Source organism: Ornithinimicrobium ciconiae (assembly GCF_007197575.1).
GTDB classification, from domain to species: domain Bacteria; phylum Actinomycetota; class Actinomycetes; order Actinomycetales; family Dermatophilaceae; genus Ornithinicoccus; species Ornithinicoccus ciconiae.
Genome location: NZ_CP041616.1, coordinates 3,897,659 through 3,910,440 on the forward strand (window position 1 = coordinate 3,897,659; position 12,782 = coordinate 3,910,440).

The window sequence follows — 12,782 nt, forward strand, 5'->3', positions numbered from 1 at the left end:
GTCCTGGCAGCGGCAAAGTAGTGCGTCTTTTCCGCTCAGACTGGGCGGCCGGGACGTGTGTTCTGCCACTCGATGGTCGTCTGAACGGGCTCACCCCCGTGGTGGGTGGCCATCAGGTGTGAATCGTGATTGGTCGCGTCGGTCTCGGCCGTGATGTGGGTGACGCCCCTGGCGTGCAAAGTCCCGGCGATCTGCTGGACGAGGGCAAGCGCCAGTCGGGTGCGGCGCCAGGGTCGCGTGACCCCGATGCACCCTAGTCTCGGCTCGGGGGAACGGTTCCAGACGCGGATGAGTCCGTCCAGACTTCCGCTCATCGAGTGCTGAGCCACCAGGTACAGGGCCGGATCGAACTCTGGGTCGTCCAGCGATGCGGTGAGCTGCGCACCAGTGCCCACCCACCCACCAGTTCCGGGAATGTCGCGCCGGATGCTGTTGTCCAGGGCTGCGACGGAGTGCGCTTCCAACGAGGTCACGGGGACGATCCGATGCACCGTCCGCACGGACAATCTTGCCAGGAGTCCCGCCACCGGTAGCCTCCACACTGTCTCTGACCTCGCGGGCGTGAATCCGGCCCGGCGCAACACCGAATCGACCTCAACGCTCTGACCGCCTGGCCGGGACACCAGCAGCGCACCGCTGAGGTCCGCGGTCACCATAGACAGCAGAGCCGCCCATGCCGTGACATGGTCTTCCGGCAACCGGATCGACCAGGCCCCGTCAGGACGCTGCAGGGCCCTCATGACCGCTCCGTCCTCCGTGGACCAGCTCCTCACCCCGTCGAGGTCGTTCATGTCCGCATCCTCGCGGACTGGCCGTCGTTCAAGCCACTGCTTTACCTGGGAGCCTCACCCCCAAGGCAATGGGCCACCAACACGCCCCGGCTCAGCGGCAGGCCCTCCGCGCAGCGACACGACCGCGGCAGATGGGGACGTTCAGAGGGTCTCCCAGCGTGTGAATAGTCATGCAGCCGAAACCATCGCAGTCGTCGTGGTCCTCGACGGTCCGGAAGGGGATCGTTGACTGGGACGTCATAGTCAGCTGGGTCTGCTGTCGCCGCCGAGTGGGGAGCCGCCCGACCGCTGTGGGTAGCCGAACGCCGCGCCCTGCTTGGTCCGGCCGTGCACCTCGACGATGGAGTCCAGATCGATCGTCAGCGGCCCGGTCAGGTCGGACTCCGCCCAGACGACCTCTCCGCGGCGAAGTTCACGCAACGGGTCGGCCATCGCCGAGCGTCACGCCCCATGCCCGGAACTCGTCCCAGTACCTCGTGTCTGCTCCCCTGAACGCACGTCCGTGCGCTGCCCCTGTTCATGCGCATCGAGCAGGCGTTCAATCAGGCCTGCCGCCGTGACGCCGCACTCCTGGGCGTCACGGTTAATCCGATCGCGCAGCTCACGCTGACCTTGATCGTTGTCGCCATGCTCCGAGTATGCCGAGTGGGATACCAACCCCTCCACGCCTGCGCCAGCCACGAGAGCCATCGGTTTGCGAGCAAACCCAGTTCAGTTGAGACGAGCGCCCTTCGCGAGCACGTTAAGTGAGTCTCCTCGGAGCCTTGACTTCCGATTTCCGGTCGCCTATCTTCTGCATACGGATGGCGACCGCTCCGTTCGATCGGGAGGGTATCTTGTGAACCGCTTTCTTGCAGTAACAATGCTGGTGATCGTTGGGCTTCTCGCACCAAGTGTGCCTGCCGGTGCCGGTGAGGTTGACAACGTGGTCGTTGAGGCCATGGAACCGTCCGTTGCCGGAACTAAGACAGGGCACAAGTGGCGGAGTTCGTGCAGCGTCGTGGCTCCTCAACCGTGGGTTCAGGGGCACACGAGGGGGACGACCTACATTAAGGGCCCTGGCAGCAGCCAGACAGTGACCTACTACAATCCTGAGTTGCGGTTCCGGTGGGTGGTTGGGCTCTACAACGGGGGCAAATGGTCGGTCAGCACCCCTACTGAGATCAGAACCGTCCAAACGATCGGATACTGCGGCGATTAGGGTCCACTGTGTGGTGGACACGGACTGAGCGACTCCGAAAAGCGAGTGCAGGCGTGATGGCAATGGCCTTGCTAGCGGGTTGCTCACCGTCCGACGATGGGGCCAATGGCAACCCGACTGGCCGGGGCCAGGATCAGGAGCAGAACAGCGACTTCGCGAACTCCGAGGCAGAGGTTCTCGCCTACCAGACGGCCATCCGAGACTGCCTCACGGACGGCGGTTTTCCGGCCCAGATCCAGCCGGACGGAGGTGTGGTGATCGACATCCCGCCAGGGCAGGACGAGGCCTTCATGCACGTTGATGCTGCTTGTCGGGAGCGGATACCAGAGCCGGCCTCGCGTGTGCTCACCGAACAAGAAGTCAACGCCAAGTACGAGCTGGAGGTCGAGTCGGCTGAGTGTCTCGCCGCCGCTGGCTACCCGGAGATCGACATGGAGTCGCGGGAGGTGTGGGTCGCGCAATGGATGGCCGTGGATGCCGGTGCCTCGGACGTTTCCCCCGACACGGCCTGGAGCCAGATTCCGGGCAACGAGGCAGAGGAGGCGCAACAGGTGTGCCCGATGCCGACGGTCCAGGACATCTACGAGCGCCTGAACGGCGGTTGACCGTCACCTCGTTGGCGCTGCTCAGAAAGCCGACTCGGGCAGCTCCATGATCGAGTCGACGACGTGGGTGATGACCCGCTCGACCGCGCCGTCCGGCAACTGGACGGGGTGCCCGACACGTTTTCCCCACACCGCCGCACTGACCCTCCGCCAGCCGCGGCATCTCACAAACCACCGTCTACCGGCGGCGAACCCGGCGATGCGACGGCTCCCGCGGAGCCTGACCTCGCCGTCCCACGGGGGAACCCCAACGGGAACGATGCAGGTCAGGGAGTGCTCCATGTTCGGGTGTCCCATAGGACCCGCCCGAGAAAAGCCCGGTGAAGGGGCGCTGAGTGGGACACGGCCGAGGATATTCAAACCGGGGTAGGTGACGGCCGCGCGTGCGCGTCCTGTCGGCCACCACGGTTCGCTCGGTTGGCTGACGCTCCACCAACAGAGAATAGGCATCCTCGCGAGTGCATGACCATGCCAACCCACCAGAGCACGCACATCGGCGGTTGAGTGATGTCACGACCCTCTGGTGCGCGACTCCCGGGGTGGGGACTGAGCCGCGCTCGTGGTAGCCCATTCTGGGCGGAATGAAGTGCGTCGAGACCAACGGGCGACCTTCGCGACTCGCCGAGTCTGATGCGACGTCCCCACGACGGTCGGGTGGGTCACGGAGGGGCCGCGGGTCCGGGTTGTGACTCGCCTTGCGCGAGCCGTGAGAGTTGCTCGGCGATGTGGGCGTCGCGTCCTTGGGCGGCGTGTTGGTAGCGCAGGGCCGCTTGGGGGGTGGAGTGGCCGATGCGGGCCATGAGCTCGGCCAGGGTGGCGCCGGTGCGGGCGGCCAGGACGGCGCCCGTGTGGCGTAGGTCGTGGATGCGTAGGTCGGGGCGGCCCGCGGCCTCGCGGGCCTTGTACCAGTGCCGGTAGAGGGTGTTGGGGTGGACCTGGATGTCGGGGTCGGTGACGGAGGGGAACACAAGGGCGTCCCTGCCGGGCGCGACGTGGACGTCCAGATGTGACTGCAGGACGGGGATGAGGTGGGGTGGGATGGCGACGTCGCGGATCCCGGCGGCTGACTTGGGGGTGCCGACGGTGACCTGTCCGTCGATGCGGACCACGCCCCGCCGGACGTGCAGAACCCTGGCGGTCAGGTTGATGTCGGCCCGGCGGAGCTCGGCCATCTCTCCGAACCGCAGCCCGCACCAGGCGCCGATGATCACCAAGGCCTGATACCGCGCGGGCATGCGCCTCACGAGGGTCTCGAGCTGGTCCAGTGTGGCCGGTTCGACCCGGCGGGCCCGGGTCGTGACACTTCCGCCTCGAATTCTGCAGGGGTTGGCGGCCAGGACCTCATCGGCCACGGCGGTGGCCAGGATGGAGCGCAGCAGCCCGTAGGCGTGAGCCCGCTGGGTGGGGCGGGTCGGGTCCAACTCGGAGTACCAGACCCGCACGACCGCTGGGGTGAAGTCGCGCAGCGACATGTCGGCGAAGGCGGGCAGGAGGAACCTGTCCAACTGCCGGGCGTACAGCGCGCGGGTGCGGGGCTTGATGTCGCGGTGTTCCAACCAGGCACGAGCGTAGGGGCCGAACGCCTCCGCGGTCCGCCGCACTTTGGCCCGGCGGGACTTGGTGGGTGACCAGTCATCCTCCTGGATCAAGCGCCGCTCCCCGACCAGCCACGCCTCGGCGTCCCCCTTGGTCTGGAAGGTCGAGGGAGCACGGTGGAAACTCTGATCCGGGCCTGCGTAGTAGGCCTGGTAGCGTCCGTTGGACCGCTTCCGGATCGTCCCGAAGTCACGTTTGGGCCGCGCCGCCAAGTAGGTCACCTCCACAGGGTTTGGGCATAACTGGGGCATAACCAGAGTCGATTCTTGGTCACTTATGCCCAACTTGCCGCCGCGTGACAGATTACAACCATGCAGGTCAGAACGCTATTCTGCTGGTCAGGGGAGTCCTCGATCGCGGAACGTGGTCTTTTCAAATCCTGTCACCCCGACCATGGCACAAGAGGCTCTTGACCTGCAGTTACGCAGGTCGGGAGCCTCTCTCGTTTTTCATAGCGTGCCATGACGTGCCATGGCGTGCGCCGAGTCAAGGCGGGTCCGATCCGCGCCAACAGCGCGTGTCGCGCGTCGAACGCGACACGTCTGGGCCGCAAGACCAGGTTGGCACGCCACGCCTCTCGGAATGGATCCGATGCGCTAGCGTTGTAGTGTCGATACCGCGTCGGAACGACGGCGTTCCGACGTCGCGGACGAGACTGGAAGGCGGTTTGCTAGTGGCCACATCGAAAGAAGGCTATCGAGCGCGGGCAACATCCGACACGAGTGCGCGTCGACCAGAGGAGTGGACGGTGCCGCAGATCACGGGGTACCTCAACGAGAATCTGGGTCCCAAACTGGTGGCACACATGGTCAGCAAGAGCACCCAAACGGTGGCACGTTGGGTGGCTGGCATCCAGGCACCGCCGCAGCCAGACGTAGAGCGCAGGTTGCGTGGCGTCTTCCAGATCGTCCAACTCCTGGTGGAGACAGACTCCCGCCATGTCGTGCGGGCATGGTTTATCGGCATGAACCCCCAGCTGGAGGACCGCAGCCCGGCAGAGGTCGTGGCGACGGGCGACCTCCGGGCCGTCATGGCCGCGGCCAGAGCGTTCACCTCCGGAGGATGAGCGGCGAACCGCACCTGGTTGCGGCACCAGAGACGATGTGGCGGGTCGCCAGGCTCGGGAAGGGCACCCAGTTTTCCGAGATCGACCCGGTTGATGCCTTATCCCTAAATGCCGGCAATCGCTTCGATGTTGTCGGCGGAGGAGTCCTCTACGCGTCTACGTTGCTCGAAGGCTGCTACCGAGAAGTTCTCGCGCGCCTCCGGCCAGCCCCCGGGATGGCCGACTTGGACGAAGACGAGCCCGGCCACATGCGTGCGGGCAACGTCGCCGCGTCGTGGCGGGAGAACCGACGGCGTTTCGCTCTCGGTCTGCCTGACGCCCTGCCCTTCGTCGACGTCGAGCACCAGGACACCTGGAACATGATCGACGCCGCCGTCGCGATGCCGGCCGGCGTGGATCACCTCGACGTGGGGCACGTGCGTAGTCCCGACAGACTCTTGACTCGCGCGATCGCCGCCTGGGTCTACCCTCTACTCCGGCCTTCGCTACCTGTCCCGGACCGGGGACTTCGAGTGCTGGGCCATCTTTGACGGCACCACCGTCCTCGAAGTGGCACCAGCGGGCGAACTGAGTTTGCGCGACAAGGAGCTGCAGCGCGTGGCAACTGCCTACGGTCTGACCTTGCACTAACCGGTTTAGTACTTCGGCCAGCGAGACGCAGAAGACACCACAGGGAACCCACCGTCTCGGCTCACAGGACGGTTTGCCAGCACCGCGCCGGATCGCCTATCGAGATGCTCACTCCTGAGTTCCATAGCCGGCAAGCCCCGCGGTCTAGACCTCAAGGCTGGGGACGTGGTGACCGAGGAGCAGATGAAACTCCTGTTCGGACGGGGCCGCCAGCCGTGGGATGGCGTGGAAGCACTCCACCCCCGCGCAGGAGCGGGCAGGCATCCGCACCAGGTCGCCCGAGAGGTTTTCGTGGACCGCACAGCCGCGGCCCGGTCGATGAGGCCGAGCTGCTGGCCAAGGCGTCCCCGGCCAGCGCAGGTCCCGGTCGCGGGGTTTGACCTGACGTTCTCCACCTGCGCTCAGCGCACCGAGTCCGGCTGCCGCCCGTCAGCGCCTGAACGCTAGGAGACACGAGGCCGAACGGCAACGATGGCTCAAAGGCACATCCCTCGACACATCGACTCCACTCAAATCTAGCGACTCGCGGCAGAAGAGTGCGTGAGCACATCCTGCAGACCAACGGGCGGGGGATCGACACAAACACCCAACTCGGTCGTCACCCAGCTACCGGCCATAGCACACGAGCCAGAAATCGACTTGCCATTTGGCACAAGCGGGATAGTCTATCCAGGCGCCCGCTCGAGAGCGTCCACCCCTTTCCTAACTCGGCGCTAGCAGAATGCTGTCCGTGATCCTGGAGCGCTGCCCCATGTTGCAGATGGGCACATGCGGTTCGGTGCGAATCACGGATCAACGCCATGAGTTCGCCCAACTATTGACATTGATCAGGCTGGTTTTAGCCAGCTCCGAAAGTCCACTGCTCCGACTGGCAGAGATGCTAGGTATTCGTTCACTTCAAGCAGGGGCCGCGTAGCAGCGACATAGGCCACGGGACCGGGGCGGTCTCCCGATCCTCTGCCGAGGGCGATGAGATCCCACCGCCGATAACGGTCCGCGAAGACGCGGCCGACCCGTCTGGCCAAATCCGCTCCGAAGACAGGCGCATTCTTGGAAGGCGGCTCAGGCGGATCAATCAAAGAAAGATCCATTGGCTCTCGCTCAATTTTGCGTACAGCAATTTGGCGCTCAACCCACACTCCGGTGATGCGAACCCACTCAGGGGCGATTGCAGAGCCATGTGCAGCCTCTTCATGCAGGAGTCGAATCGCATCTTCCCCCACCGCACGTCTTGTACTGCCGACCCGAGCGCGGTCTTCTGGCTGGGGTGGGCAAAGGCTGCAATCCTGGTCATTTCTCACGAGCCAGCCACTAGCAACGACCAAATCACCGTCGCAGATCGCCGCTGCGTCGCTATAATTCGAATCCATGATTAGGTCTGAATGTATATTGATATTGTGTACTTGACCTGACCTGTCTGCCGGTAGCACTGATACCATACTGCATACGGATTCCTTGCCAAGAATCCCTCACCGTATCTTTCGCATGCACCCTCGTCAGAGAAGTAATTCTCGTGTGGCGTGTACCAGGTTCCAAGTTTGACGAAATAGTTTTGGGGCTGAGGGGCAACTGGGGTCGACGGAACGGTCGTAGTCTGCGTCTCGGTCGCTAGAGAGGTTCCCGCGGCTAGCGTCGAGAAAAGCAACGCGCTGGAGATTGCTCCTGCGAATGTGCGGCCTAGGTGATGTAGTGGCATCATAGTGGGACGCTAGTGGCGGGTAGCCCCATTGTCAAGATTGGATTTCGTAGAGGACTCACCCAATTGGAGCGTCCGCTCCCCAAAGCCAGGGTGACGTACCTGCTGGCATCACTGCTTGAGGGGTGTGTTCATACAGGTTGCCAGGTCGACGGGTATTCCGTTCAGGGGCGCTGGCCAGGCGTCCATGAGCCGCCTCGTTGCCTACGCGCCATATTCTCGGCCCGTCCGGCGGCCCGCATGTAGGCTCAGCCAGCGCCCTGTATTCGGCAGTTGAGTGATGTCACGCACTCGGACGGAGCATCCATTCATCTATACAGGCCATGTGGATGCCGACGACCGACCTCACGACGGAGATCAGCGACAAGCCGACGGGCGGTCAACCGGTGCCAGCCCTGCCCCTTGAGGCAGATCAGGGGCCAGCATCATTCAGCGCCCCGGGCCACCCTGTGCTGCCTCACGGTTCGTTTCGTGGCCGAGCGCCTGGACCAGCCGATCGACCGCGGTGATGATCGGCTGCCCGAGGTGGGTCGCAGCTTCGACCCCGTCCTGATAACCGCCTCCGACGGCCACCACTAGGTCCGGCAAGGCCGCTCGCAGCGCTTTCACGGTTTCCTGCGCTGCGGTCACGTCCGCCGCCATCGGCACGGAGAGCACTGCACCGGAGACCCCTGTTCGGGCGAGCCCGACCCAGTCTGCTGTTGGCAGGTCGGCGCCCCCATAGATCACGTCCAGGCCTCGCCTCCGGGCAAGGGTGGCGAACGCGAAAAGGCCCAGCTCATGGTGGGCTCCTGGCGGCAGGCCCACCAGCACCCGCTGACCAGCACTGTGACGGCCCTCGGCGTCGAAGACGCGGGTCAGGCGCCGCATCACCAGATGTGCTGCCAGGTGCTCCCCGCCGACACTGACCTCGCCACGGCTCCAGGCCACCCCCAGCTCGACGACCGCCGGCATGAGCCAGTCCTGCACGAACACCTCGAACGTCATCGCGTCCTCGGCCCGCTGCAAGACACCGTCGATCGCTCCAGCGTCCCGCGCTGCTGCCGCAGCGATGAACTCTGCCAGCTCGGGGGCATCGCCGCCGACGGGCCCCGACTCTGCCACCCGCTCTGCAGCCTGTCGCGGAGCCCACCCCTGGGCGATCAGGTCGCGCATCTGACGCACCCGGTCCAGGTCTGCGTCGTCATAGACGCGGTAGCCGCCGTCGGTCCGCTGGGGAGAGATCACGCCATAGCGTCGTTCCCAAGCCCGCAACGTCGCCTCCGGCACGCCGGTGAGGTCGGCTGCCCTCTTGATCGTGTACATGGTGACGCCACTCTACCCTTGCCTTTAGACAAACATTAGACACGTCGTCGCAACCGGGTGGACGTGATGACTGACCTAGCCAGCAGATCACCGACGCGCTGGACCGCGGCCAGTGCCTCGCGCCCTAGAGACCGCCACCGTCGCCCCGGCCGCGACGGTCATCAGTGCCGCGAGCGTCACCCACCGGACCGCGTGGCGGGGGTCGGGCTCCACTCCGTCCATGGCCCGGACAACTGCTTCCCGATAGGACGCCACTCCATGGGGAGGGGGCCCGACCAGCGTTAGCAGGTCCTGTTCCTGGCAGACCACCTCGTGCACCAGCGAGCCGACCAGTGGCTTGGCCACGCCGGCGTCGACCGGCGTGACCAGGCCGACCCAGTGGCTGGCCAGCCACGGCGTCATCACGGGCAGGGTCAGGATCAGCCGTCGCCGTTGCCCGGTCAGGGCCGCGAAGCGCTGAATCATGTCGCGGTAGGTGAGCACGTCCGGACCGCCGATGTCGAAGGTGCGGCTGACGTCCGCGGGCAGGTCCGCCGCGCCCACAAGCCAGTGCAGCACGTCGTCGACACCGACCGGCTGGATGCGGTTGTCGAGCCACCGCGGCGCCACCATGACCGGCAACCGCGTGGTGAGATAACGCAGCATCTCAAAGCTCGCCGAGCCACGACCGATCACCGTCGCGGCCTGGAGCACCGCGGTGGGCACGCCGGAGGCGAGCAGCGAGTCGCCCACCTCCACCCGGGAGGCCAGGTGCGCCGAGAGCTCACCTCGGGGGTGCAACCCGGAGAGATAGACGATCCTGGCGACCGACTCCTCACGGGCGGCCCGGGCAAAGCCGAGCGCCATCTCGCGGTCTCGCCGGGCGAAATCACCTGCACCGTCCATCGAGTGGATCAGGTAATAGGCGACGTCCACCCCCCGCAGAGCGCGGCGCACGTCGTCCGGGTCGGAGGCGTCCCCCTGGCAGACGTCGACCTGTCTGGCCCAGGGAGTGTCCAGGTGAGCCGACCGCGTGAGGACGCGGACGGCATACCCGGCCTGCAGCAGGCGCGGGACCAGGAGGCCTCCGACATAGCCGGAGGCTCCCGTGACGAGGGCTGTGCGGTTCGGTTCCATGGGTCACCCTAGGGAGGAGAGGAGGGGCGGCAGCAGCAGGAGCATGCCGGTGGACCAGGTGAGGTGCGTGATGATCGGGCCCAGAACGCCGCCGGTCACTCGACGCTGCAGCCCACAGACCAGACCGACGCACGCGGCGGCCAGGACGAGGAGCGGCACGCCGACCACGACGGTCGTCAGGGCGTAGATGGCGGTGGTGGCCGCAACCGTCAACCGTTGCGGGATGGCCCCATAGAGAGCCCCGCGGAAAAAGACCTCCTCGGCGACCCCGTTGACCATGGTGATCACCAGGACGAGCAGGAGCGACCCGTAGCGGGCATGGTCGAGCAGGTCGTCGACCGGCCCGCGCAGCACGGGCACCTGCGCCACGAGGAGCGCCCCGGTGAGGAAGACCCCGAGCAGCAGGGCCCCGAGCACGAGCGACTGGACGACCGGGCGGGCGTATGCCGAGCCCGACCGGGTGTGTGCCCTGCCCAGGTGGAGGGGGCCGGCGAGGAACGCGCCCACGAGCCAGGTTGCTGCGAGGGCCGCGGTGCCGGCATAGAACAGCGGATCGCCGGGGCGCAGTTGCAGCGACCACCAGAGCACAGCTGTCCCGACGAGGAGCGTCACGGCCGAGACCATCCGACGGCGCCGCAGGACCGGCGTCGAGTCCCGTCGTGAGCGCGGGACTGGCGTCACGAGGGCGGCACGCAGGAAGGTGCGCAGCTCGCCCACCAGACTCACCCCACCCACCGCGACCGCAGTCGTCCCCGGCGCCTCGGGAGGAGCGGCCTCACGCGTGGGACACCGGCCTGCGGACGGCCAGCATGCCCCAGGCGCCCACGACGAGCAGGGCCGTTGCGACGGCGGCATAGCCGACGACCTGGTTGATCGGGTCACCGCCGAGGCGGCCGGCGGCGACCCAGCCGAGGCCCCAGACGACCGCCGCAGCCAGGGCCGCCTGCACGACGCGGTCCGTGGTGCGGCTCAACAGGTGGGTGACCAGGCCGATGACCACGAGGAGCACACCGACCGTGGCGACCGTCGAGAGCGTGCCCTCCACGGGCACCCCGACGTCGACCAGCCAGAGGGCCACGTTGGCGCACGTGGCGACACAGATCCACCCCAGATAGAGACCGAAGGTCACCGAGACGACGACCCGTGGCCACCACCCCTCGTCCGGCAGGTCAGCGGTGCGGCGCAGGATGATGCCCAGGGAGGCCGCGATGCCGGCGATCACGAGCACCGAGACCAGGACCCAGCCGGCAAAGACCACCAGGAGCCACACCCCGTTCAGCGCGAGGGAGGTCGCGGCCGGCAGCCGGGTTCGTCGGGCCCAGACCGAGTCATCAGTGCCGGGGAGCCACTGCCACAGGACATAACCAGCCAGGAAGAGATAGATCACCGACCAGATCGAAAAGGCTGGACCGGCCGGCGCGATCAGCGTGGCGGCATCGGAGAAGAGTCCGTCGCCCTGCTGCGCGACTCCCCCGTCACCACCGACGAGGCCGGTGCCAACGAGCGTCCCCACGATCCAGACGACGGCAGCGAGGGTGACGACGACCTGGTCGCGGCGCAGGGTGCTCATCCGATCTCCCCTCTGACGAGGCTGTCCCCGCCGTGCCCCGGGTCACCGTCCAGGTGCTCCCGCGAGATGTCTACCACGGCATACTCGCCGACGTCGAGGCCAGCGGGCAGCAGGAACTCCCCGCTGCCTCCCTGGAGCACACCCAGGGTGACCATGCCCGAGACGTCGGGGCGGAGCAGCCAGACCTCGAGGTAGCCGTCCCCGGCATCAGGACGATCTGCGAGCGCGATCCGCAGGTGCTGCTGGCCCGCAACCTCGACAATCTCGGCACGGCCGTCGGTGCCGCCCTCGCTCAGGGCGGCCAGCTCGCCCCCCACGAGCAGTTCGCCAGGGGCCTCCCTGTCGACCAGCCCCATCCCGGCCCAGGTGAGCACCGCACCGACAGCTGCCGCTGCCAGTATCGGGATCGCCGCCCACCTCGTGCGTCGTCCAGCGCCGGTCCGGAGCGGGCGCAGGTCACCCTGATCCTGATCGCCCCTGTCAGCCCTGTCGTTGCGGACGACCCCCAGAGACCGCGCGCCTGACAGCGAGCGGACGATCGCCTCCCACACGTGCGGTGGCGGAGCGTGCTCGACCACACCGCCGCGCCCCAGCACCTCCGTTACCCGCTCGTCGGTGTCGCCCGGCGGGGGAGTCGTGAGGTGGTCATCGTGGTTCATCGGGCACCTCCCAGGAGTAGTCGGAGCCGGGCCAGGGTCCGGGTCGTGTGGGTCTTGACGGTGCCGAGCGGCAGGTCGAGCAGCTCGGCGATCTCCCGCTGGGTCTTGTCGTGCACGTATGCCAGCAGGAGGATCTGTCGGGGCGGGTCACCGATCCGCTCCAGCTCCTCATAGACGGTCAGCAGGTCATCGCGGTCGAGGTCCTCCCAGGTGTCCTCCGGCACCTCCTGGACGTCCGTGGCCGGCACCTGGACGCTGCGCTGCCGCACCCGCAGGCTGTCGGCGACCGCCCGCCGGGTGATCCCGACCAGCCAGGCCCCGAGCGGCCCGTCGTCCGGGCGGTAGGTGTCCCGGGCACGCCAGGCCGAGAGGAAGACCTGCTGCGTCACGTCCTCCGCCTCGACCAGTCCGACCGCCCTGCGCGCCAGACCGTGCACGAGCGGACCCCAGCGCTCGTAGGCGTGGTCGAGCGCGTCGCTCTCATCGTTGGCCCAGGCCAGGCCGATGGCTGCGTCCGCGGCCGGGGCAGAGCTGGTCCTCATCACCG

12 protein-coding genes are annotated in these 12,782 nt (G+C 66.8%); 2 read left to right on the plus strand and 10 right to left on the minus strand.

Translation table 11 applies throughout. The features are described 5' to 3' along the window. Positions 1-35: 35 nt before the first annotated feature. Both FNH13_RS18060 and FNH13_RS18065 read right to left on the minus strand, forming a co-directional pair. Positions 36-473, minus strand: a complete 438-nt coding sequence (locus FNH13_RS18060; protein WP_143784707.1) for a GNAT family N-acetyltransferase — start codon at positions 471-473, stop codon at positions 36-38. Between the two features lie 561 nt (positions 474-1,034). Then, positions 1,035-1,223 (minus strand): hypothetical protein, encoded by a 189-nt coding sequence (locus tag FNH13_RS18065; protein ID WP_143784708.1) that lies wholly within the window; start codon positions 1,221-1,223, stop codon positions 1,035-1,037. Positions 1,224-2,054: 831 nt separating this feature from the next. On the opposite strand from FNH13_RS18065, the gene FNH13_RS18075 reads away from it, so the two are divergent. After that, on the plus strand, positions 2,055-2,597 hold the full coding sequence (locus FNH13_RS18075; protein WP_143784709.1) for a hypothetical protein: 543 nt from the start codon (positions 2,055-2,057) through the stop codon (positions 2,595-2,597). A gap of 659 nt (positions 2,598-3,256) precedes the next feature. Here the strand turns inward: FNH13_RS18075 and FNH13_RS18080 are convergent. After that, the gene (locus tag FNH13_RS18080; RefSeq protein WP_228266486.1) at positions 3,257-4,414 is read right to left on the minus strand and encodes a tyrosine-type recombinase/integrase; all 1,158 of its coding nucleotides are present in this window, start codon (positions 4,412-4,414) and stop codon (positions 3,257-3,259) included. 527 nt (positions 4,415-4,941) lie between these two features. Here FNH13_RS18080 and FNH13_RS19155 point away from each other — a divergent pair. Continuing rightward, positions 4,942-5,259 (plus strand): hypothetical protein, encoded by a 318-nt coding sequence (locus FNH13_RS19155; RefSeq protein ID WP_165700175.1) that lies wholly within the window; start codon positions 4,942-4,944, stop codon positions 5,257-5,259. A gap of 104 nt (positions 5,260-5,363) precedes the next feature. Here FNH13_RS19155 and FNH13_RS19660 read toward each other — a convergent pair whose 3' ends face one another. The 7 genes from FNH13_RS19660 to FNH13_RS18115 all read right to left on the minus strand — a co-directional run bounded on the left by FNH13_RS19660 (position 5,364) and on the right by FNH13_RS18115 (position 12,777). Continuing rightward, positions 5,364-5,675, minus strand: coding sequence for a hypothetical protein (locus tag FNH13_RS19660; protein WP_228266487.1), 312 nt, complete (start codon positions 5,673-5,675; stop codon positions 5,364-5,366). Positions 5,676-8,014: 2,339 nt separating this feature from the next. Continuing rightward, positions 8,015-8,890, minus strand: a complete 876-nt coding sequence (locus FNH13_RS18090; protein ID WP_143784712.1) for a MerR family transcriptional regulator — start codon at positions 8,888-8,890, stop codon at positions 8,015-8,017. 87 nt (positions 8,891-8,977) lie between these two features. After that, a complete protein-coding gene (locus FNH13_RS18095) occupies positions 8,978-10,006 on the minus strand; it encodes an NAD(P)H-binding protein (RefSeq protein ID WP_143784713.1) in 1,029 nt (342 codons plus the stop codon). Between the two features lie 3 nt (positions 10,007-10,009). Continuing rightward, positions 10,010-10,732: a CPBP family intramembrane glutamic endopeptidase gene (locus FNH13_RS18100; RefSeq protein WP_228266488.1), complete on the minus strand. Its 723-nt coding sequence runs from the start codon at positions 10,730-10,732 to the stop codon at positions 10,010-10,012. Positions 10,733-10,781: 49 nt separating this feature from the next. Next, positions 10,782-11,576, minus strand: coding sequence for a tryptophan-rich sensory protein (locus tag FNH13_RS18105; protein WP_143784715.1), 795 nt, complete (start codon positions 11,574-11,576; stop codon positions 10,782-10,784). Further along, entirely contained in the window at positions 11,573-12,235 is a 663-nt protein-coding gene (locus FNH13_RS18110; protein WP_143784716.1) for an anti-sigma factor, read from the minus strand. Before FNH13_RS18110 ends, FNH13_RS18105 begins: the two co-directional genes overlap by 4 nt. Next, a complete protein-coding gene (locus FNH13_RS18115) occupies positions 12,232-12,777 on the minus strand; it encodes an RNA polymerase sigma factor (RefSeq protein WP_143784717.1) in 546 nt (181 codons plus the stop codon). The genes FNH13_RS18110 and FNH13_RS18115 overlap by 4 nt, the downstream gene beginning before the upstream one ends. Positions 12,778-12,782 lie beyond the last annotated feature (5 nt).